The sequence below is a fragment of the uncultured Plantibacter sp. genome (assembly GCF_963518075.1).
In the GTDB taxonomy this organism is placed as follows: domain Bacteria; phylum Actinomycetota; class Actinomycetes; order Actinomycetales; family Microbacteriaceae; genus Plantibacter; species Plantibacter flavus_A.
In genome coordinates this window covers 414,510-436,882 of sequence record NZ_CAUQHZ010000001.1, presented here as the reverse complement: position 1 = coordinate 436,882, position 22,373 = coordinate 414,510, and the positions used below count along the sequence as shown (strand labels likewise).

The following is a 22,373-nucleotide window of genomic DNA, read 5'->3' as shown; positions in this document are numbered from 1 at the left end:
CACCGGAACTGACAGTTCGCGGGCTAGGAGCGACGGACCCAGCGGAAGGTGAGTCGGGTGAGGACGAGGCCGACGATCGCCCAGACGACGAGGACGAGCGCGACCGTCGGGAGGTCCCAGCCACCGGACGGCTCCTGCGAGGCGAACCCCTCCGGCAGGAAGACACAGCGCATGCCCTGCGCGATCCACTTGAGCGGGAAGACACTCGCGACGTTCTGCAGCCACTCGGGGAGCATCGTGAACGAGAGGTAGACGCCAGAGATGAACTGCAGCACGAGCACGATCGGGATGATGACGGCCGTCGCGCTCTTGCCCGTGCGGGGGAGCGCCGACAGGGCGATACCGAGGACCGCCGACGTGGCGATGCCGAGCAGGTAGACCCAGGCGAAGGTGAGCCACCGCTCGGGCTCGGTCGGCAGGGTGACGTCGAACAGGAACCGCGCGACGAGGAGCAGCAGCGCGATCTGGAGCACCGAGGTGACGAGGACCTGCCCCATCTTCCCGAGGAAGTAGGAGATCACCGGGAGCGGGCTGCCGCCGAGACGCTTGAGCGTGCCGTCGCTCTTCTCCGTCGCGATGTCGGTCGCGAGGTTCTGGACGCCCGAGAGGAGGATGCCGGCGGCGATCATGCCGGGCAGGTAGAAGGCGGCCTGGCTGACCCCGCCGGTGCCGTCGGGTGCCTCGCCCACGTTCCCCATCGCGCTGAAGGCGGTCGAGAAGATCGCGAGCATCACGACGGGGAAGAGGAAGGTGAAGAACACCTGGTCGCCGGAGCGGAAGTAGATGCGGGTCTCGTAGCCGATCCGGCTCGCTCCGAGCCGGAGGGTGCGTCCGCGGGGGAGTGCCGGGACGAGTACGTCGGTGGTGCGGTCGATGGTGGTCATGCGCCGACTCCTGTCGTGGTGACCTGCGTGGCCGGTGACGGTGCTGCTGATGGGGTGGTCGACGACGCAGCGCCGTCGGCCGCGTGGACGAGCCCGAGGTAGATGTCCTCGAGGCTCGGACGGATGACCTCCAGGTCACGCGGTTCTCCACCTGCGGCAGCGGTGAGGGCGGCGACGCGGGCAGCCGGAGTCTCGGTCCGTTCCTCGCGGAGGCCGTGCTCGTCGCGCCAGCGCACCACTGGGATCCGGGCCTCGGCGCCGCCGATCTCGTCGACCGCGCCGATCTCCACGAGTCGACCCGCCGCGATGACGGCGACGCGGTCGGCGAGCTGGGCGGCTTCGTCGAGGTAGTGGGTGGTGAGGAGGATGGTCGTGCCGTCGCGTTTGAGCGAGCGGATGAGGTCCCAGAACTGCCGACGCGCCTCGGGGTCGAACCCGGTCGTCGGCTCGTCGAGGAAGAGGAGGGCCGGGCGGCCGACCACCCCGAGGGCCACGTCGACCCGGCGACGCTGACCGCCCGAGAGCTTGCCGATGCGCGTGCCCGCCTTGCTCGTGAGCCCGACCGCCTCGATGACCTCGTCCACGTCCCGCGGGTCCGCGTAGTACCGGGCGAACTGTGTGAGCTGCTCCCGCACCGTGACGTTGGCGGCCTCGGCGCTCGACTGGAGGACGATGCCGAGGCGGGCCTTCCAGTCGAGACCGCCCTTCGCCGGGTCGACACCGAGGACGCTCGCCTCGCCGCCCGTCCGGTGCCGGTAGCCCTCGAGGATCTCGATCGTGGTGCTCTTCCCGGCACCGTTCGGGCCGAGCAGGGCGAAGGTCTCGCCCGGGTGGATGTCGAAGGAGACCCCGTCGACGGCGGTGAAATCGCCGTACTGCTTGCGCAGCTCGCGGACCTCGATGATCGGTCGTGTGCTCATGGTGACCATGCTCGTCCGCTGCGACGCGCGCCGGTAGCGGTGGAGGGGCTGATCCTCGTATCCACCGATCGGTTGATACGGGCATGGACGGGCGCCGGCGTGGCCGCACCGCGGTACCCGGGTCGAGTGCTGTTCTTCCTGGCCCAGTTGAGCCGCGCCGACGGGAACGCCCGCCCACCCTTGCGCGGGTGGGCGGGCGTCGGCCTGGCAGGGCGGAATCGCTATCCGGCCAGCGCGGTCGCAGCGATGACGACCAGATCCTCCACGTTCTCGAAGCCCGCGGTCTCCTTCGTGAGCGTCGTGAACGGCACGCCGACGACGGTCTGCCCGTCGATCGAGGTGGTGAAGGTACCGCCGGCTTCGGTGACCTCGCCGCCCGCGGCGGTGGCGTTGGCAGCGGCCGCGGTGAGTGATGCGGCACCGCCGGAGAGGACGGCGTAGCTGCCGGAAGCCGCGCCGGCTTCGAAGCTCAACATGCACACGACCGGCAGATCGCCCACGACGGTGGCGGGTGTGAAGGAGGCCTTCGCAGCAGCGATACCGGCTGCCGGGACGGACACGCCGCTCGCCGCGCTGAGGGTGTTGACCTGCTCCTCCGTGCACTTCGCGCCGCTCGCAGCGGGCGCCTCCTCGGTGGCCTCCGTCTCCGGCTCACTGCTCGCCGAGGAGGTCGATGCGGGCTTGGAGTCGGCCGGTTCCCCACCGCTGCAGGCGGAGAGCCCGAACAGTCCGAGGACGGCGACCGCGGTCACGGCGGACACGCGGAGGCGGTGGTGAGCGAAGTGGAGTGGCATGGTGGTTCCCCCTGAACGGTGCGGATCGATGTCGCTTCCAGACTGGCGTGCCGGCGTTGCGGCCTCAATGGGGACAACTCCCCAATCGTCGTTCAGGCGCCGGTGCGCATCCAGGTGGTCGTCCGGGCACGGAGGCCGAGCGTCGTCGCCCGCGCACCGAGATAGCCGACGAAGAAGGCGAGCGCCAAGCAGGTGAGTCCCGCCTGCCCGCCGGGTGCCCAGGCGAGGACCGCGAGCGCGAACGGCAGGAAGACGAGCGTGTTAAGCAGCCCGGTGATCGCGAGGTACCTCGCGTCTCCGGCGCCGATGAGGACGCCGTCGAGGACGAAGACGACGCCGCCGAGCGGGGTGGTGACGGCGAGCACGATGATCGCGGGCACGATGAGCGCCGCGAGGTCGGGGTCGCTCGTGAAGAGCAGGCCGATGACCGGGCTCGCGAGGGCGATGACCAAGCCGAGCACGATCCCCGAGCCGACGCCCCACTGCAGACAGCGGATGAGGACGGCGCGCACCCCTGCCACGTCGCCGGCCCCGAGTCCCTTGCCGACGAGCGCTTGCGCGGCGATCGCGAGGGCGTCGAGCGCGAACGCGAGGGTGGCGAAGAGGGTCATGACGAGCTGGAACCCGGCGAGTTCGTCGGTGCCGAGGTCGGTCGCGACGAACACGGCGATGAGCATCGCGGCGCGGAGGCTGACGGTGCGGAGGAACAACCACCCGCCGGAACGGGCCGCTCCACCGAGGCCGGCGCGGTGCGGGCGGAGGCGCGCTCCCGTCCGGCGCACGTGACGCAGGACGACGACGAGGTAGGCGACGACCATGCCCCACTGCGCGATGACGGTGCCGATGGCGGATCCCGCGATGCCGAGTCCGAGGCCGTAGATGAAGAGGAAGTTGAGGCCGATGTTCGCGGCGAACCCGGCGCCGGCGACCACGAGGGGCGTGGTGGTGTCCTGCAGGCCGCGGAGGAGCCCGGTCGCTCCGAAGACGAGCAGCATGGCGGGGATGCCGAGCATCGAGATGCCGAGGTAGGTGTCGGCTTGCTGGGCGACGTCGTCCGTCGCGCCGAACAGCCCGACGAGCGTGGGGGAGAGGAACCAGCCGGCCGCACCGATCACGACGCCGAGCCCGAGCGACAACCAGAGGCCGTCCACCCCGAGCGACACCGCGCCGCGCTCGTCGCCGTGCCCGAGCCGACGGGCGACCGCCGGTGTCGTCGCATAGGCGAGGAACACCATGAGCCCGATGACCGTCTGCAGGACCGCGCTCGCGACCCCGAGGCCGGCGAGCGGTACGACGCCGAGGTGACCGATCATCGCGGAGTCGGCGAGCAGGAACAGCGGCTCCGCCATCAGTGCCCCGAGCGCCGGGACCGCGAGCCGCAGGATGTCGCGGTCGACGGGCCGCAGCCGCCGCCTGTCCTGTCCCGTGCTCACCCGCCGAGCCTAGCTGCGGGTGGTGACACGCCGCTTCGCCGTCCGAGACGGGACGAGTCGACGGCCTACCGCGCGAGCAGCGATCCGCTCAGGCCAGGGAGGTCGCGGAGGCGGATGCCGGTGAGGAATCCCGCGGCAGCGGCGTAGGCGACCCGCGGTTGATCGGCGTCCTCGCGACAGGCGAGGAGCAGCGGCACGGCGGTGGCGCCCAGGCGCTCGGCGACGTCGGCGATCTCGGTGAAGCCGACGAGTGGGTCGACCCGGTGGGCGATGCCGGCCATCGTGCGCACGGCGACGCCGTCGGGCTCGGTGCCGTCCTGTGCCAGCCCGGAAGCAGCGAACGAGACCATGGACGCACCTTCGGACGAGAATCGTCGGCAGGCGTCGGTCAGGGCCCGCTCGACGGCTCGGCCGGTGTGTTCCCGTGAGGCTGTACCCGCACGCGTAGCCGTGTCGACGTCGTCGTCCGGCAGAGCACGACGGACCGCGTCGAGCGCCCACCCGTGCACGATGCCTCCGGCCCCGGGGATCGGCAACCAGGACACCGCCGCGAGCACGGTGCCTGCGGCGTCGGTCACGACGGAGACCCGGACCGCGGCAGCCGACTCCTGGTCGTCGCCATCGGGGGCGTCGATGCTCGAACCCACGGTGAGACCGAGCTCGGGCACGTGCCGGTCGGACACCCACACCGAGGACAGCGCGCGGATCTGGCTGCGGAGCTCCCACGGCAGTTCGCGCGCGGGCAGCAGGATCGAGGTCGTCGAATCCGCGACGATGGCTTCCGTCGCATCGTCCGGACCAGCGGGTTCTGATGCATCCGCCTCGCCGAGGTCGAGCACGAGGTCTCGACCGAGCGGCGACACCCGCCACCCCTCGGGCACGATGCACGCGTCGCGAGTGGCGAAGACCGCCGGGGTGAGCCCCTCCTGCTCGGCCGCCGTCGCGAACGCCGACACCGCTGCTGCTGCACCGCCGGGGTCGCCGATCGGCTCGCCGAGGGCCAGCGCGACGCCGGCGTGCTGCTGGTAGGCGACCGCGTGTCCGCTGTCGGCCGTGACGAACACCCGGTTCTCGGGGCGGAGCGCCGAGGCCGCCAGCGGTCCGCCGCCGTGTTCGCGCAGCAGCTGCGCCGCCCGGGCGCGTGCTCGCCGCGCACCAGGACCGATCGCCCCCGGCAGGCGTCGCCTGGTCTGGTTCGCCGCGACCCGGAACGCGTGGCGCGACAGTCCGAGGACCACCGCCTGTCCCACCCACAGGACGCTCGCGGAGATCCAGATGGTCGACGCCACGACCGGCACCTGGGCCAGCCAGGCGAGGGCGATGAGGGCGAGGGTGACCAGCAGGTTGCCGACGGTGAGCACCATCGCCGCCCACCAGGCCCAGCGATGACCACGGCGGAGCCAGTTCGCGATCACCAGGATCGCGACGGTGTCGAATCCGACGTCCAAAATGGAGCCCTGCGTCAGGGTGGTCGAGCCGAGCGGCCCGTCGAGCGGCACCAGCGTGACGAGCAGCTGCACCGCACCGATCACGAGCAACCCGGCGACCGCGAAGAGTCGCCAGTCGCGCATGGTGGGTCGCGGGGTCGACCGGTGCTCGCCGAGGAGGAGGCGGGCCACGATCACGAAGACGACGGTCGTGATGAAGTGCTCGAGGTCGTCGATCTTCCCGATGTAGAGGAGCGCTATCGACACCCACGACAGGAGCAGCAGCCGCCAGCGCAGCCGGTAGGGGGAACGCATGAACGCGGTCGCGGTGGCGACGCAGGCCAGGACGCCGCAGCTCGGACCGACGTCGAGCGTCGTCACGAGGGACTGCGCCCACGGCCAGTCGAGCCGAGCCAGCGCCAGGGCCGCGCCGAGGGCCCCGAGGATACCGACGAGATGGCCGGCCACGAAGATCGCCGACGCCCGCAGCGTGCCGAATCGGACCTCCACCCACCCGCCGAAGACGGCCGCGCCGACGATCGCGATGAGGTAGGCGAGCGGGTCGGCGGTCATGAACATGCCCGTCAGGACCGTCCACCAGCGCCCGGCTTCGAGGCTCGGCACCCCGTACGCGAACGCCGGGTACCAGGCGGCCTGGTCGATCGGGCGCCACAGGCCACCGGTCACGACGCCGAGGGCGACGAAGACGGTGACGAAGGCGGTGGTCGCGGGGGTCGTCCGCAGGGCCCAGCGCAGCGGCGTCAGGACGACGGCGATCGCGGCGCGCAGATCGGTGCGGGCGGGGGCCGAGCCGGCGGCCCGGGTGGGCGGCGTGTCCACGCGGTCTTCGGCGTCGGTCGTGGCCGAGGCCGGGCCGGATGGCGACAGCAGTTCGTCGAGCTCCGCCTCGGTCATCGACACGGGCGCGCGATCGGCGGCCGGCTGGGCGGCCCGACGACGGATCCGGAACACGACGACCACCGCGATCACGACGGCCGCGGCGCCGGCCAACGCGAGTGCCGCCCAGGAGAAGCGGTGCAGGAACTCGGTCGCAGCGCTCCCCAGGATGGTGACGACGGTCACCACGAGTGAGGCCCAGGCGATGCCACCCGCCGCATTGGCGACGAGGAAGTGCGGGTACGTCATGCGGAACATACCGGCCAGCGGCCCGGAGAAGATGCGGAGGACCGCGATGAACCGTCCGACGAACACCGCCCACGGCCCCCACCGCCGCATGAGGTGCGCCGCGGCGCCCAGCCGCTTCGGCCCCACGTGCTTCGGGAACCTGCGGTTCAGCACCGACAGGAGCCGCCGACCGTATCGCTTGCCGATCCAGTACCCGATCGAGTCGCCGAGGATCGCACCACCGGCGGCCGCAGCGGCGACGAACACCGGATTCAGGCCGCTCGACGCGGCGAGGAGGGTCGCCCCGATGAGCACGGTCTCTCCCGGCAACGGCACGCCGAGGCTTTCGACCGCGACGACCAGGAAGACGACGAGGAGCAGGACGCCGGGCGGGAAGTCGGCCAACCAGTCCACGCGGGCTCCTTCCGGCCGGGTGGGTCAACGGTAGTCCCTCGTTCTCCGAAGCGCTCGGGACGCTCCTCCACAGGACTCCGTCCAGAGCGGTACGCCCGCTCTGAGAGAACACCCGAGCCGTGGTCAGGTGCCGTCGCTAGGCTGATCCGCATGACTGACGCGCAGCTCGCCTCCGGCATCGACCGCTCCGAACTCGACCCGGCCGTGCGGCCGCAGGACGACCTCTTCCGCCACGTGAACGGCAAGTGGATGGACCGCACCGAGATCCCCGACGACAAAGCTCGCTGGGGATCGTTCCACCAGCTGGCCGAAGACGCCGAGAACGCCGTCCGCGACATCATCGAGGAGTCGCAGACGAACCCCGACGGCGAGGAGGGCGTGAAGATCGGCGCCCTGTACGCGAGCTTCATGGACGTCGACCGCGCCAACGCCCTCGGAGCGACCCCGCTCGCCGACCAGCTCGCCCGCGTCGGAGCGGTCGACTCCATCGAGTCCTTCCTCCGTCTGTCCGGCGAGTTCGAGGCGGAAGGGGTCGGCGGCTTCCTGCAGCTCTTCGTCGACAACGACCCCGGCAACCCCGAGCGCTACCTCGTCTTCGCCGAACAGGGCGGCATCACGCTGCCCGACGAGTCCTACTTCCGTGAAGACACCTTCGCCGAGATCCGCGACGCCTACCGCGCACACCTCCAGACGATGTTCGAGCTCGCCGGCATCGACGACGCTGCCGCACGCGCCGACCGCGTGTTCGCCCTCGAGACGGCGATCGCGTCCAAGCACTGGGACAACGTCGCCACCCGCGACAGCGAGAAGACGTACAACCTGTACTCGTGGGACGAAGCGGCGGCGCTCGCCGCGGGTGCCGACCTCGACGGCCCGGACCTCGCCGTCTGGCGCGACGCGATCGGCGCCGCCGACGCGGTGTTCGCCGAGATCGTCGTCCGCGAGCCGAGCTTCCTCGAGGGCCTCGGCGAGCTCCTCGTCGCGGAGCAGCTCGAGTCCTGGAAGGACTGGCTGGCCTGGAAGGTCGTCCACGGTGCCGCTCCGTACCTCTCCGAGGAGTTCGGTCGCGCCAACTTCGACTTCTACGGCAAGACCCTCACCGGCACGCCGCAGCAGCGCGAGCGCTGGAAGCGCGGCGTCTCGCTCGTCGAGGGCATGCTCGGCGAGGCCGTCGGGCGGATCTACGTCGACCGACACTTCGGCGCCACGTCGAAGGACGAGATGGACGTCCTCGTCGGCTTCCTCGTCGAGGCGTACCGCGACAGCATCGAGAACCTCGAGTGGATGAGCCCCGAGACCCGCACGCGCGCGCTGGAGAAGCTCGACAAGTTCACGCCCAAGATCGGTTTCCCCGTGAAGTGGCGCGACTACTCGGCGCTGGAGCTCGAAGCCGACGACCTGCTCGGCAACGTCCGTCGCGCCAGCCGGTTCGAGATGGACCGCGAGCTCGGCAAGATCGGTAAGCCACTGGACCGCGACGAGTGGTTCATGACGCCGCAGACGATCAACGCCTACTACAACCCCGGTTTCAACGAGATCGTGTTCCCGGCCGCCATCCTCCAGTACCCGTTCTTCGACGCCGGCCGCGACGCCGCCGCGAACTACGGGGCCATCGGCGCGGTCATCGGCCACGAGATCGGGCACGGCTTCGACGACCAGGGGTCGAAGTTCGACGGCGACGGCCGACTCACCGACTGGTGGACCGAGGCCGACCGCGCGGCGTTCGAGGAGCGCACCGCGTCGCTCATCGAGCAGTACAACGCGCTGGCTCCGGCCCAGGTGCCCGACCACCACGTGAACGGCGCCCTGACGATCGGCGAGAACATCGGCGACCTCGGCGGGCTCGGCATCGCCTGGAAGGCGTACCTGCTGTCGCTCGAAGGCGCCGAGCCGCCGGTCATCGACGGCCTCACCGGCGCGGAGCGGTTCTTCCTCTCCTGGGCGCAGGCCTGGCAGCAGAAGGGGCGCGACGCGGAGGTCATCCGACTGCTGTCGATCGACCCGCACTCGCCGAACGAGTTCCGCTGCAACCAGATCGTCCGGAACATCGACGCCTTCTACGAGGCGTTCGGCGTCACCGAGTCCGACGCCGCATGGCTCGCCCCCGAGGAGCGCGTCACCATCTGGTAGTGCCGCGTCTCGCGGAGCCTGTCGCCCCCTGCCGATGACCCCAGTAGTGGGACATGTGGGAGGGCGGTCGACGCTGCGAGAATCACTCTGGAGTCGACGAATCGTCATCCCGATGCACTCGAGAAGCTCATGGCGCGAGACCCGAACAGCGCCTGAGTGGACCTGGTCCGATCCGTCCGGTTCACAGCAGCGTCGCCGTCGATATCGCCGCAGCCCCCGCCGTCCCCCGGCCCGGGCGAGGCGGTACCGGCGGCGACGTGCTCCGCTCCGGTTCATTCGCCCATTCCTGGGCGAGTGGGCCTTCCGTCGCCCAAGAATGGGCGAATGAACACCGTGGCGCGCGAACCCGTAGAATCGCAGGCGTGTCTAAAGTCTTGAGCAGCCTCCCCGTCGGCGAGCGCGTCGGCATCGCCTTCTCCGGAGGTCTCGACACCTCCGTCGCCGTCGCCTGGATGCGCGAGAAGGGTGCCGTCCCGTGCACCTACACCGCCGACATCGGCCAGGCGGACGAACCGAACATCGGCGCCGTCCCCGACCGCGCCAAGGAGTACGGCGCCGAGATCGCGCGCCTCGTCGACGCGAAGTCGGCGCTCGTCGAGGAGGGCCTCGTCGCCCTCCAGTGCGGTGCGTTCCACATCCGCAACGCCGGCAAGACGTACTTCAACACGACGCCGCTCGGTCGCGCCGTGACGGGCACCATGCTCGTCCGCGCGATGAAGGAGGACGGCGTCGACATCTGGGGCGACGGCTCCACCTACAAGGGCAACGACATCGAGCGGTTCTACCGCTACGGTCTCCTCGCCAACCCCCGCCTGCGCATCTACAAGCCGTGGCTCGACGTCGACTTCGTGGGCGAGCTCGGTGGCCGCAAGGAGATGAGCGAGTGGCTCGTCGCCCGCGACTTCCCGTACCGCGACTCCACCGAGAAGGCGTACAGCACCGACGCCAACATCTGGGGCGCCACCCACGAGGCCAAGCGCCTCGAGGAGCTCAGCTCCGGCATGGAACTCGTCGAGCCGATCATGGGCGTGCCGTTCTGGCGTGAAGACGTCGCGATCGCCTCCGAGGTCGTCACCGTCACCTTCGAGGCCGGTCGCCCGGTCGCGCTCAACGGCGTCGAGTACGCCGACGCGGTCGCGCTGGTCCTCGAGGCCAACGCCATCGGCGGTCGTCACGGCCTCGGCATGAGCGACCAGATCGAGAACCGCATCATCGAGGCGAAGAGCCGCGGCATCTACGAGGCCCCCGGTATGGCGCTCCTCCACATCGCTTACGAGCGTCTGCTCAACGCGATCCACAACGAGGACACGGTCGCCAACTACCACAACGAGGGTCGCCGGCTCGGCCGCCTCATGTACGAGGGCCGCTGGCTCGACCCGCAGTCGCTCATGCTCCGTGAGTCCATCCAGCGCTGGGTCGGCTCCGCCGTCTCCGGCGAGGTCTCGATCCGTCTGCGCCGCGGCGACGACTACACGATCCTCGACACCTCGGGCCCGGGCCTCAGCTACCACCCCGACAAGCTCTCGATGGAGCGCGTCGGCGACGCAGCGTTCGGTCCCGACGACCGCATCGGTCAGCTCACCATGCGCAACCTCGACATCGCGGACTCGCGCTCGCGTCTCGAGCAGTACGCAGCGGCCGGCATCGTCGGCGGCGCGACCGCGGACCTCGTCGGCAAGCTCGAGCAGGGTGAGGCGCAGGAGATCCTCGGCGGCGAACTCCTCGACCCGACCGCGGACGCCCTCGAGCGCGCGACCGACCTCGCTTCCGAGGGCGCCGCGTTCGACTCCGGCACCGACTAGTCGCACCACGTAACGCCGAACGCCCGCCGCACTCCAGGAGTGCGGCGGGCGTTCTGCGTTGTCCCTCCCGTTCCGTTCTCAGGAGTCCTGCGGCGTGTCGAGCGGGAGTGCTTGCGACACACCGGCCGACTCCTGAGTTGGGTACGGCGGGGGTTCACAACTCAGGACCGGTGCGGCGCGTCCCGCCGGACACGCCGGGTGGCCGATGTGACCCGCCGGGGCCGTCCTGAGTTGTGAACCGGCCAGGCCTACGCGGGGACGGGTGACTCCGAGTGTCGACCGGGTGTTGCGTTGTGCCCTACTCAGGAGAAGGGTGGCGTGTCGGGGCGACACGCCGGCCGGGCGAGGCGACACGCCGAGACGCTCCTGAGTCAGGGACGGCGACGGAGGACGAGGACGCTGTCGTCGAGCTCGGCGGGCTCGCCATCGGGCCCGATCGCAGCGCGCGCGACGAGGCCAGCGGTGACGACCTCCCAGTCGGTCGCCTCCAGCTCCAGCGAGGCGTGGACCTCGTCGGGCGTCGGGAAGTGCGCGTGCGCGATGTGCTCGGTCGCCCAGGGCGGCGGACCGGCGTGGCCGACGACGAGGAGGGTGCCGCCGGGAGCGACCGCCGATGCCGCGCGACGGAGGACCGCCTCGCGGGGGAACTCGACGGGGGAGTGCAGGAACGTCGCGGTGACGAGATCGAACGTCGCCGACGGTTCCCACTCGACGAGGTCGGCCTGCACCCAGGTGATGCGGTCGACGACCCCCGCCTCGCTCGCGGTCGACGCTCCGAGGGCGAGCGCGCTCGGAGAGATGTCGACGGCGGTCACGGACCAGCCATGCCGGGCGAGCCAGACGGCGTCCGCGCCCTCTCCACTGCCGAGTTCGAGCGCGGTGCCGGGCGCCAACGCGTCCACCTCGCGCTCGAGCGCGGCGTTCGGCTTGCCGCTCCACACCTGGCCGCGGCTGCTGTAGCGGTGCTCCCAGAAGGCGGCGGGATCGGTGATGGCGGGCTCGTGCTCGGAGGTCATGGCATCAGCCTGCCGTGACACCGACCGCGAACGGCCGTTTCTTGCCGGAACGGCAACGGAGGTTGTGCCCGGTGGCCTTCCACCCTTCGACAGGCTCAGGGACCGGGTTGCGGCTCAGGGACCGGGTTGCGGCTCAGGGACCGGGTTGCGGCTCAGGGACCGGGTTGCGGCTCGGGGACCGGGTTGCGGCTCAGTGACCGGGCTGCGGATGAGCTGATCCGGTCACTGAGCCTGTCGAAGTGCTCGCGGGGAAAGACGGTCCGGTCGCCGCCCTTCGACAGGCTCAGGGGACCGGGCATCGACGCCGCGTCCTGCGTCAGGCGCGGAAGTTGAGCGCCAGGTCGATCAGGAGGCGCGTGCCGTACCCGGTCGCACCCTTCGACCGCCACGACTCGTCCGACTCCACGAGCATGGTGCCGGCGATGTCGAGGTGCGCCCACGGGATGTCGCCGACGAACTCCGCGAGGAACAGTGCGGCGAGCGTCGAACCGGCGAACCGGCCGCCGATGTTGGCGAGGTCCGCGACGTCCGAGTCGAGCTGCTTGCGGTAGCTGCGTTCGAGCGGCAGCTGCCACAGCTGCTCGTCGGTGGCCTTCGATGAGGCGAGCGTCTGGTCGACGATGCCCTGGTCGGTGCCGTGCACGGCCGCCGTCTTCGTGCCGAGCGCCATGATCGCGGCACCGGTCAGCGTCGCGATGTCGACGATCGCGTCCGGCTCCTCTTCGACGGCGAGGCTCAGGCCGTCGGCGAGGACGAGACGACCCTCCGCGTCGGTGTTCTTGATCTCCACGGTGGTGCCGTTGCGGAACGTCAGCACGTCGCCGAGCATCGTGGCCGAGCCCGAGGGCATGTTGTCCGTGCACATGAGGAACGCCGTGACGCTGCTCGTGCAGTGCAATTCCTCCAGCGCCGTCATGGCGGACAGGATCGCTCCGGCGCCCGCCATGTCCATCTTCATCGCCGCGTGGGACGGGTCGGACGGCTTGAGCGAGATGCCGCCCGAGTCGTACATGATGCCCTTGCCGACGAGCGCGAGGTGTCCTGCGGCCTCGATCGGCGAGCCGTCGTCGTCCTTCGGCGTGTACCGCAGCTTGATCATGCGCGGTTCCTCGACGCTACCGGCGTTGACGCCGAGCAGGCCCCCGAGACCGAGCTCGATGAGCGCGTCCTTGTCGAAGACCTCGACGTCGAGCCCGTTGGCGGCACCGAGCGTCTCGGCCACCTCGGCGAGATCGGTCGCCGTGAGGTGTCCGGGAGGCGTGTTCGCGAGATCGCGCGCGAGGTTCGCCGAACGGGCGAGAACCTCGCCACGGTGTGCGCCCGTCGCGGTCTCGGGCAGGTCTTCAGCACCGGCGACGAGGTGGAGCGCGACGAGCGGGGTGCGCTTCGTCTCCCGCTTCAACTCGGTGTAGCGGTACCGGGCGAGGAGCGCGCCCTCGACGACGAGCTGCCCGGCGGAGGCCGGGTCGAGGTCGAACGACCGCGCCACGTCGAGGCCGATGCTCGCGAAGGAGGATGCCGCACGGGCGAAGGCCGCAGCGATGTCGCGGAGGGCTGCCGGGGTGCGCTTCTCGGGTGCACCGACGCCGACCGCGATGTACGTCGGGGCGTCCTGGCTGGGGATGACGAGCGTCTGGCCGATCTCGCCGGTGAAGCCGGCGCGGGACAGTGCCGCGCGGTCGAGTCCGAGCGCGGCGGGGATGTCGTCGCCGGCGCCGTCGGCTGCGGGGGCGACGGCCAGGCCGATCGCCTCGACGCCCTCGGGGAGTTCGATCGCGACGCTCAGCTCGACCGCCTCGGCGTCGAGTGAGGGGGTGCGGGAGAAGGTCGGCGGGATCAGCTTGGTGGGGCGGGATGGCATTCAGCGTCCTTCGTCTCGGAATCGGGCTGGATCCATCGTATGGGCCTCACCTGGCCGCTGACGCGAGGGGTCTGGCAGGATGCCGGGATGGGTGCATGGGGAACGGCGATCTTCTCGAACGACACGGCGTCGGACATCCGCACCGAGTACCGCGAGTACGTGCAGGACCGGGTGCCGGACGACGAGGCGACGCGACGGACCATCGCGTCGTTCGCCCATCTGATGGAGCGCGAGGACGGCGAGCTGTGGATCCCGCTCGCGGCCGCGCAGAGTGAGGTGGGCCGGCTCGATCCCGACGTACGGACGCGGGCGCTCGCGGCGATCGATCGCGGTGCCGACCTCGAGCTGTGGGCCGAAGCAGGCCCGGGGGAGGTCGCCAGGCGGACCGCGGCCCTCGATCGTCTCCGCGAGCAGCTCCTCGGCCCGCAGCCCGCACCGAAGCGCCTCCGCCGATCGTGGCGCCATGTGGAGGACGACCTGACGCCGGGCGACGTCCTCGCGTTCACGGCGCCGAACGGACGGACGGCCCTGTTCCGGGTCGCAGGCATCCATCGGTCCCGATACGGTGACTCACCCGAGCTCGACGTGCTCGACTGGGTGGGCGAGCAGGTCCCCGGGCCGGAGACCCTGGCGACGCTGCGAGCGAAGCGCGAGCCGGCCTCGGGCAATCTGCCGGAGCGTCCGGTCGTCTGGCGGCCGGATCGGTTCCGCAAGACGGACCCGGTGTGGCACGAGGTCGGCTTCGTCCGTGTCGCACGCCTCGAGGGGTGGCCGAACCGGCCGGGCCGGACCCCTGGTCACTCCGGCCTCTGGCGGGTGCTCAACCTGGTCGTGACCCGCGACCTCCTCGACGGGACCTGGTGAGCTGAGGCGGATCGTCGCTCGCGGGGTGCGCGGGCGACGATCCGCCTCACCTCAGCGGGAGGCGACGAGCGCGCCCCGGACGTCGGCGCGCGGCTCGACCTCGATCGCCTGCGCGTGCGCCTGGGCGAGCACGTCCGCGATGACCACGCGCTCGCCGGACTCGGCGGACCGCACGGCGGCCTCCACCATCGCGAGGCTCAGCACGTTGGCGTGCACCTCGCCCGAGGGGACACGCCCCGTGCGCAGGGCGTCGACGAACTCGACGAGCGAGCCCGCGATCTCCTCCGGCACGTCCGGCTCGAGCTCGGCGGTCTCGACCGCCGACGGAGCTCCGCCCTGCGGTGCGAGCTGCCGCTGCGGAGCGGAGTCGCCGTCCCAGACGGCCGTGCCGTACTCGCCGTTCACTCGCCAACTGCCGTTCCACGAGGTCTCCACGCCGTCCGCGCACCAGCTGCCGCTGTAGGTGTAGCGGACTCCTCCGGCGAACTCGAAGATCGCGGTCGCGGCGGCGTCGGCGGAGAACCAGCTCCACCCCGGGTTGTACTCCTCGCAGTACACGGCGATCGGGTCGCTGCCGAGGACGTAGCGGGCGGCGTCGAAGGCATGGATCGCCATGTCGACGAGCAGCACGTGCGGCATCTCCTCGCGGAAGCCGCCGAAGTGCGGCGCCTTGAAGAACTCCGTCGTCGCGGACCCGAGCCGACCGAGCGTGGCGACCTGCTCCCGTAAGGCGGCGATCGACGCGTAGTAGCGACGCGACTGGCTGGTCATGAGCAGTTGCCCGCTTGCCTCGGCCGTCGCCGCCAGGGAAAGCGCCTGCGCGACGGTCGGTGCGATCGGCTTCTCGCAGAGCACCGGCAACCCGGCGAAGAGCGCCTCGGTGTTGACCGGGTGGTGCGCGGCGGGCACGGTGACGTTGACGACCGCGTCCGCCCCCGTCGCCTCGGCGACGACGGACACGCTGGTGCCGACGACGACACCCCCGGGGCCCACGACGAGCCCGGCCTCGGTCACCGCCGACTCCGCGAGGGCCGTGTCGAGGTCGACGACGCCGACGAGTTCCGTGTCCGGGTTCGCGAGGATCGTCCGCAACCACGCCCGTCCCATCCCGCCCGCACCGACGAGCACGAGCCGGACCGGCCTGATGGCGTCCGCGAGCGTCGCGAAGCCACCGTCGACAGGAGCACTCATCGCGCGAGCGCCCCTTCGTATCCGCGGCCGTTGTAGAAGTCCTCGGTCTCGTACCGCAGCAGGACCGGCACCGCGCGTTCCGGACGCAGCGTCTGCGCCCACCGGACGCCGTTCGCGAGGACGCGACGGACGTGCTCGTGGTGGTAGACGGGGTAGTCCTGGTCGCCGGGGGAGAAGAAGAAGATCTTGCCGAAGCCGCGCTTGTAGGTCATGCCGGAACGGAAGACCTCGCCACCGGTGAAGGTCGAGAGGAAGACGAGCTCGTCGGGCGCGGGGACGTCGAAGAACTCGCCGTACATCTCCTGCGCCGGGATGATGAACGGGTGCGGGATCCCCTGGGCGATCGGGTGGGTGGGGTCGACGGTCCAGACGATCTCGCGGTCCTCCTCCGACCGCCACCGGAGCGTGCACGAGGTGCCCATGAGCTTGCCGAAGATCTTCGACCAGTGGCCGGAGTGCAGCACGAGCAGACCCATACCGGCGAGTACGTGCTGGTGCACGCGCTCGACGACCTCGTCGGCGACCTCGCCGTGAGCCGCATGGCCCCACCAGACGAGCACGTCGGTCGCGGCGAGCACCTCCTCGGTGAGCCCGTGCTCCGGTTCGTCGAGCGTGGTCGTGGTGACCACGGCGTCGGCGCCGAGGTGCTCTTCGATGCCCTCCTTGATGGTCGTGTGCATGCCGTCCGGGTAGATGGCGCGGACCTTCTCCTCGATCTGCTCGTGGCGGTTCTCGCCCCAGACGAGGACGCGGATGGGGGTGCTGCTGTCGGACATGGTGGTGCTCCTTCAAGGATGCGTTGCGTGGTCGGAGAGGGTGTCGGAGTGGTCGTCGGTCATTTCACGGCACCGCCCGTGGCGCCCGCGGCGATGAACCGCTGGGCGATGACGAGCAGCAGGATCGCGGGCAGGGACGAGAGGACGGCGGTCGCCATCACCGCGCTCCAGTTCGAGACCTGCGAGCCGAGGTACTGGTAGATGCCGAGCGTCACTGGCCGGACGTCCTCCGTCGTCGTCAGCGTCAGGGCGAACAGGAAGTCGCTCCAGGAGAAGAGGAAGGCGAACAGACCGGCGGTGATGAGCACGTTGCGGCTCACCGGGAGGACGATCGAGACGAAGGCCCGCACGTGCCCGGCGCCGTCGACCCGTGCCGCCTCCACGATCGACGGCGGGATGGTCTGCATCGACGCCCGCAGGATGAGGATCGCGAACGGGATGGCGTGCGAGGCGTCGGCGAGGATCAGCCCGGGGATCGAATTGAGCAGGCCGAGGTCGTTGTACGCCGAGTAGAGGGCGTTCGCGATCACGATGCCCGGGATCATCTGGGCGATCAGGATCACGAGGAGGGCGATGCTGATCCACCGGAACCGGAACTGCGCGAGGGCGTAGGCCGCCGGGGCCGCGATCACCAGGCTGAGGACGACGGTTCCGAGCGAGATGACGAGGCTCGTGACGAGGTGCCCGCCCTGGTCGGCGATCGCCTTCTCGTACCCGGCGAAGCTCGGGTTGACCGGGAAGAAGTCCCCGGTGAGCGTGTTGCCGGAGGGTTGCAGGGACGCGTTCACCATCCAGTAGACGGGGAAGAGCATGATCGCGAGGATGAGGATGCCGAGGACGGTGTAACCGAGGTGGCGCCGGTCGCCGCGGTGGCGACGCGGGCCGACCGGGGCGAAGCGGCGCGTCTGCCGGCCGCCGGTCACGATGCTGGTCGTGGTCATGAGGGTCCGTGTCCTTACTCGTCGACCGCGCGTCGGTTCACGCGCAGGTAGACGATGGCGAAGAGGAGCGAGATGACGATGAGGATGTTGCTGAAGGCCGCACCGACACCGAACTCGAAGTTCACGAACGACTCCTGATACGACCGCACCGCGAGGGTCTGGGTGGCGTTCGCCGGCCCGCCGTTCGTGAGGCCGAGGATGATGTCGAGCACCTTGATCGTGTAGACGACGCCGAGCACGAGCACGACGCTGACCACGGGGCGGAGGTTCGGCCAGGTGATGTGGCGGAACGCCTTCCAACCGGTCGCGCCATCGAGCGCTCCCGCCTCGTAGAGCTCGTCGGGGATGTCCTGGAGGCCGCCGTAGAGGATCGTGACGTTGAACGGGATGCCGATCCAGATGTTGACGAGGACGACCGCGAACAGGGCCACCGACGGGCTCGTCAGCCAGGGGACGCCCGACAGGCCGATGGAGCCGAGGGCGGCGTTTAGCACGCCGCTGTCCTGGTCGAGGATCGACCGCCAGGTGGCGCTCGACACGATCAGGGGGAGGAGCCAGGGGAGCAGCAGCATCGCGCGGAGGAACGAGCTCAGGGGGAAGCGTCGCTTGAAGAAGACGGCGAGCGCGAGCCCGATCACGAACTGCCCGGCGATCGACCCCACCGTGAACAACGCCGTGTTGAGCAGCGCCGGTGTGAACAGTTGGGAACTGAACACGGTCACGTAGTTCGCGAACCCGACCCACGGCGCCTCGCCCGTGAAGAACGTCTTCGTCGTGTACTCCTGGAAGCTCATCGTGACGTTCTTGACGACCGGATAGCCGAAGAAGAGGACGATGTAGAGCGCTGCGGGAAGGACGAAGCCGAGCTTGATCAGGTCTTCCCGGCGGAAGCGTCGGCTCCGGCGGCCGGCCCCGGCGGGGGTGCGCTTGGTCGGCGCGCCCCCGTCGGTGCCGCTGGACCGCTGGTCGGTCTTCCGGTCCTGGAGCGATGCTCCGGCGATGCCACTGCTCATCAGGATCAGCCCGCGGCCGCCTGCTTGAACGCCTCTTCAGGCGTCGCCTGCCCGGTCAGGGCGAGCTGGATGGCGGTGTAGATCTCGGTCGCGGCCTCGGGCCACTCCTCGCCGAGCTCGCCGGTGCGCGAGCGGGCGTTGGCGACCTGCTCGGTGAACGCGGCCATCTCGGGGACCTTCGCGACGTACTGCTCGGCCAGGGCCGTCTTCGTCGGGACGGTGAAGCGGGCCTCCGCGAGGGCGAGCTGGTTCTCGTCGCTCGAGATGCACTCGACGAACTTCGCCGCCTTCGCCTGCTTGTCCTTGTCGCCGGTCACGGGGACGGTCCAGACCTCGCCGCCGAGCGGGGCGACGGGCGTCTGGCCGGCCTTGTTGACCGGAACCTGCACGCTGCCGTACTTGAGGTTCGTGTCGGCGCTGAGGGCCGGGATCTGCCACGGACCGTTGATCATCATCGCGGCCTTACCGGCCATGAACTGGTCGTTCACGTCGGCCTGCGACCAGTTGATGACGCTCTTCGACGCCGAACCCGAGTTCACGAGGTCGACCTGCAGCTGGAGCGCCTCGGCGACGGCGGGCGTCGTGAGGTCGGCCTCGTCGCCGCCGTTGGTCCACATGAACGGCAGGAACTGCCAGCTGCCCTCGTAGGTGGCGATGGAGCTGAAGGCCAGCCCGTAGGTGTCGCCCTCGGTCAGTGCCGCCGCGGCCGTCTTGAGTTCGTCCCACGTGGTCGGCGGGGTGATGCCCTTCGCCGCGAGGAGGTCCTCGTTGTAGAAGAGGCCGAGGGTGTTGACCGTCGGCGCCAGGCCGTAGACCTCCCCCTCGTAGCTCGCGGCGTCGAGGATGCCCTTCGCGAAGCCCGAGGTGTCGATGCCGTAGTCGCTGAGTGGCGAGAGTCCGCCGGTCGCGGCGATCTCCTGGACGTCCGGGTTGTCGAGCATGAGGACGTCGGGCAGCGTCTTGGACGACGACTGCTGGAGCACCTTCTGGATGAGGTCCTTGCCGGGGACGGTTTCGCGCTTGATCTTCACGCCGACGTCGTCCGCGCACCGGTCGAGGGCTTCGCCCACGAGGGTCTTGTCGGGTTCGTTGTTGTAGTAGTCGAGGATCGTGAGGGTGTCGGCGTCGCCTCCAGCCGCCGCGCCACCGCCACCGCTGCACGCGGTGAGGGCGAACGGGGTGATCGCGAGGATCGCGAGCGATCCGAGCACGTGCGGCCGACGGACGATGCGTGGCCGGGTGTCGCGGGTGGTCGTGGATCTCATGTCATGGCTCCTTTGCCTGGTGAGTGGTGATCGTGATGCGGTGGTGATCGTGGTGCGGTGGGTGGTTCGGTCAGTGGTCGAGTGGGATCCAGGTGGCACCTGCGTCGGCGCTCGCCGAGACCGCGGCGAGCACGCGCTGCACCCGGAGGCCGTCGGCGAAGCCCGGTTCGGGCGCCCGGCCGGCGGCGAGGTCGCGGGCGAGGTCGGCGACCTCGTGGACGAAGGTGTGCTCGTAGCCGAGGCCGTGGCCGGCCGGCCACCAGGCGTCCGCATACGGGTGACCGGGTTCGGTGACGAGGATGCGCCGGAAGCCCGCCTCCTCGGCCGGGAGGGTGTGGTCGTGGAACTGCAGCTCGTTCATGCGCTCGAAGTCGAAGACGAGCGATCCGTCGGAGCCGTCGACCTCGATCCGCATCGCGTTCTTGCGGCCGGTGGCGAAGCGGGTGGCCTCGAAGGTCGCCAGGGCGCCGCCGTCGGTGCGGGCGATGAACACGACCGCGTCGTCGACGGTCACCCGCCCGGTGAGGGGTTCCGACACCTCGCCATCCTCAGGATCGCCCTCCGTGGTGGCGCTGAGGCCGCTCGACGAGGTGGGGAGCGGCCGCTCGGTGACGAAGGTCGAGGTCAGGGCGCTCACGCCGGTCAGTTCCTGCCCGGTGACGAACCGTGCGAGATCGATGATGTGGGCGCCGAGGTCACCGAGCGCACCGGAGCCGGCCTGGTCGGCGTCGAGTCGCCAGACGAGCGGAAAGGTGGGATCCGCGATCCAGTCCTGCAGGTACTGGGCCCGGATGTGACGGATCGTCCCGAGGCGACCGTCGGTGACGAGCCGTCGTGCATAGGCGAGCGCGGGGGTGCGTCGGTAGCTGAAGCCGACCATCGCGCGCACGCCGCGCGCCGCCGCCCGTTCGGCCGCGGCGTTCATCCGCTCGGCCTCCTCCAGCGTGTTCGCGAGCGGCTTCTCGCAGAGGACGTGGATACCGGCGTCGAGTGCGGCGATCGCGATCTCAGCGTGGAGGTGGCCCGGGGTGCAGATGTCGATCACGTCGATGTCGCCACGGGTGAGGAGCGCTCGCCACTCGGTCTCGACGTCGGCGATCCCGAACCGGTCGGCGAACGCGCGGGCGGCGTCGGCATCGCGACCGCTGACGGCGACGAGCTCGACCCCGCGGCCGAGGTCGAAGAAGCGGGGAGCGGTGGTCCAGGCCTGCGCGTGGATGGTGCCCATGAAGCTGTACCCGACGATCGCGACGCGCAGTGGCTGCTCGGACCGGTTGTCGTCCGTGGTCGTCGGTACAGGCATCAGCACGGCTCCTTCGCCGGTCGAGGTCGGATCGCGCAGACCGGAAAGTTAACCGGTTTACTGCGCGCTTCGGGAACCAGCATGCACCGTGCCGTCGGAGTCGTCAAGAAGCAATTTAACCGGTTTACCGAATCGTGATCCGTGAGAGACTGACCGGACAGCACCGCACCTGAACGGGGATCCATGGCAACGATGCGTGACGTCGCGCGACTCGCAGGGGTCTCGGTCGCCACGGTGTCGTTCGTCGTCAACGATTCGAAGCCGGTGTCCCCGGCCACTCGACTGCGGGTGGAGTCGGCGATGGTCGAGTTGGACTTCCGCCGGAACGCGGTCGCCCGCGCTCTCGCGAGCCGTCGGACCCGCATCATCGCACTGCTGTTCCCGGTGTTGCAGCATCGACTGTCCGACAACGCGGCCCGCTTCTTCACCGGTGCTGCGGAGGCTGCTGCCGAGCTCGGGTACACCGTCGTCCTCTGGCCGGAGCCGAGCGAACCCGACGCGCTTCGCGAGTTCACCTCCGATGGCCTCATCGACGGCGTCATCCTCATGGAGGTGCGGCTCGACGACCATCGGGTCGACCGTCTGCTCGCGGCCGGGACGCCACTGACGCTCATCGGCCGGACCCGCGACCCCTCCGGTCTCGACTACGTCGACGTCGACTTCGAGGGGATGGTCGAGTTGTCCATCGATCGGCTGCAGGCCCTCGGTCATCGGGAGTTCGCCCTGCTCGAGGAGGTCGAGCGGGCCGACCTCGACGGCTACGGCCCGGTGGTCCGCGTGCAGGAGACGTTCCGCGCCGTGTGCGCGGCCCGTGGACTCCGCGCTCGGACGCTCCAGTGCACTCCCGATCCCGCCGGTGGTCGCGAGATCGCGGCGACCCTCCAGGCGGAGGCGCCCGAGGTGACCGCCGTCCTCGTACTCAACGATCGGGCGGCCCTCGGTTTCGTGAGCGAGCTCGGCAGGCGCGGCGTCTCGGTCCCCGACGACGTGTCCGTCGTCCTCGTCGCCTCCACCCGAGAGGTGTCGGAAGCGGCCGACCCGGCGCTCGCCGTCACGTTGCTGCCCGCCGCCCAGCTCGGCCGGATGGGCGTCGAGACCCTCGTCGGCCGGCTCGACGGCACCCTCGGTGAACTGCGTCACGAACTCGTCATGGGCGCCTTCCTCGAGGGCGCGTCCCTCGCGCCGCCGCCCGATTGAGTCGTCTCGTCGCGTGA

Annotated in this window: 17 protein-coding genes; 4 read left to right on the top strand and 13 right to left on the bottom strand. The window is 70.3% G+C overall.

Annotation, left to right across the window (positions count from 1 at the left end; genetic code table 11):
• Positions 1-23: 23 nt before the first annotated feature.
• The 5 genes from RWN05_RS02070 to RWN05_RS02050 form a co-directional block, all read right to left on the bottom strand.
• Complete coding sequence (locus RWN05_RS02070) at positions 24-884, bottom strand: ABC transporter permease (protein WP_314138165.1); 861 nt, start codon at positions 882-884, stop codon at positions 24-26.
• Entirely contained in the window at positions 881-1,804 is a 924-nt protein-coding gene (locus RWN05_RS02065; RefSeq protein WP_314138162.1) for an ABC transporter ATP-binding protein, read from the bottom strand. Before RWN05_RS02065 ends, RWN05_RS02070 begins: the two co-directional genes overlap by 4 nt.
• A gap of 221 nt (positions 1,805-2,025) precedes the next feature.
• Complete coding sequence (locus RWN05_RS02060; protein WP_314138160.1) at positions 2,026-2,598, bottom strand: hypothetical protein; 573 nt, start codon at positions 2,596-2,598, stop codon at positions 2,026-2,028.
• Positions 2,599-2,690: 92 nt separating this feature from the next.
• Entirely contained in the window at positions 2,691-4,031 is a 1,341-nt protein-coding gene (locus RWN05_RS02055; protein WP_314138158.1) for an MATE family efflux transporter, read from the bottom strand.
• Positions 4,032-4,096: 65 nt separating this feature from the next.
• Entirely contained in the window at positions 4,097-6,997 is a 2,901-nt protein-coding gene (locus tag RWN05_RS02050; protein ID WP_314138157.1) for a VTT domain-containing protein, read from the bottom strand.
• Positions 6,998-7,147: 150 nt separating this feature from the next.
• On the opposite strand from RWN05_RS02050, the gene RWN05_RS02045 reads away from it, so the two are divergent.
• Complete coding sequence (locus RWN05_RS02045) at positions 7,148-9,127, top strand: M13 family metallopeptidase (protein WP_175116694.1); 1,980 nt, start codon at positions 7,148-7,150, stop codon at positions 9,125-9,127.
• 362 nt (positions 9,128-9,489) lie between these two features.
• Positions 9,490-10,929, top strand: coding sequence for an argininosuccinate synthase (gene argG, locus RWN05_RS02040; RefSeq protein ID WP_314138155.1), 1,440 nt, complete (start codon positions 9,490-9,492; stop codon positions 10,927-10,929).
• A gap of 371 nt (positions 10,930-11,300) precedes the next feature.
• Here the strand turns inward: argG and RWN05_RS02035 are convergent, their stop codons facing one another.
• Positions 11,301-11,945: a cyclopropane-fatty-acyl-phospholipid synthase family protein gene (locus RWN05_RS02035; protein ID WP_121293017.1), complete on the bottom strand. Its 645-nt coding sequence runs from the start codon at positions 11,943-11,945 to the stop codon at positions 11,301-11,303.
• A gap of 316 nt (positions 11,946-12,261) precedes the next feature.
• Positions 12,262-13,806, bottom strand: coding sequence for a leucyl aminopeptidase (locus RWN05_RS02030; RefSeq protein WP_314138152.1), 1,545 nt, complete (start codon positions 13,804-13,806; stop codon positions 12,262-12,264).
• Between the two features lie 87 nt (positions 13,807-13,893).
• Between RWN05_RS02030 and RWN05_RS02025 the strand changes: the two genes are divergently transcribed.
• Positions 13,894-14,670 carry a hypothetical protein gene (locus RWN05_RS02025; protein WP_314138151.1) on the top strand — a complete coding sequence of 259 codons (777 nt, stop codon included), beginning with the start codon at positions 13,894-13,896 and terminating at the stop codon, positions 14,668-14,670.
• Between the two features lie 51 nt (positions 14,671-14,721).
• Here RWN05_RS02025 and RWN05_RS02020 read toward each other — a convergent pair whose 3' ends face one another.
• The 6 genes from RWN05_RS02020 to RWN05_RS01995 all read right to left on the bottom strand — a co-directional run bounded on the left by RWN05_RS02020 (position 14,722) and on the right by RWN05_RS01995 (position 21,159).
• Positions 14,722-15,861, bottom strand: a complete 1,140-nt coding sequence (locus RWN05_RS02020) for a Gfo/Idh/MocA family oxidoreductase (protein ID WP_314138149.1) — start codon at positions 15,859-15,861, stop codon at positions 14,722-14,724.
• Complete coding sequence (locus tag RWN05_RS02015) at positions 15,858-16,637, bottom strand: ThuA domain-containing protein (protein ID WP_064295429.1); 780 nt, start codon at positions 16,635-16,637, stop codon at positions 15,858-15,860. Before RWN05_RS02015 ends, RWN05_RS02020 begins: the two co-directional genes overlap by 4 nt.
• 59 nt (positions 16,638-16,696) lie before the next feature.
• Positions 16,697-17,578, bottom strand: a complete 882-nt coding sequence (locus tag RWN05_RS02010; protein ID WP_079000601.1) for a carbohydrate ABC transporter permease — start codon at positions 17,576-17,578, stop codon at positions 16,697-16,699.
• A 14-nt stretch (positions 17,579-17,592) separates the two neighbouring features.
• Positions 17,593-18,591 carry a carbohydrate ABC transporter permease gene (locus RWN05_RS02005; protein ID WP_079000603.1) on the bottom strand — a complete coding sequence of 333 codons (999 nt, stop codon included), beginning with the start codon at positions 18,589-18,591 and terminating at the stop codon, positions 17,593-17,595.
• 5 nt (positions 18,592-18,596) lie between these two features.
• Positions 18,597-19,856 carry an ABC transporter substrate-binding protein gene (locus tag RWN05_RS02000; protein WP_314138145.1) on the bottom strand — a complete coding sequence of 420 codons (1,260 nt, stop codon included), beginning with the start codon at positions 19,854-19,856 and terminating at the stop codon, positions 18,597-18,599.
• A 70-nt stretch (positions 19,857-19,926) separates the two neighbouring features.
• The gene (locus RWN05_RS01995) at positions 19,927-21,159 is read right to left on the bottom strand and encodes a Gfo/Idh/MocA family oxidoreductase (RefSeq protein ID WP_314138143.1); all 1,233 of its coding nucleotides are present in this window, start codon (positions 21,157-21,159) and stop codon (positions 19,927-19,929) included.
• 183 nt (positions 21,160-21,342) lie between these two features.
• Between RWN05_RS01995 and RWN05_RS01990 the strand changes: the two genes are divergently transcribed.
• A complete protein-coding gene (locus RWN05_RS01990; protein ID WP_314138142.1) occupies positions 21,343-22,356 on the top strand; it encodes a LacI family DNA-binding transcriptional regulator in 1,014 nt (337 codons plus the stop codon).
• Positions 22,357-22,373 lie beyond the last annotated feature (17 nt).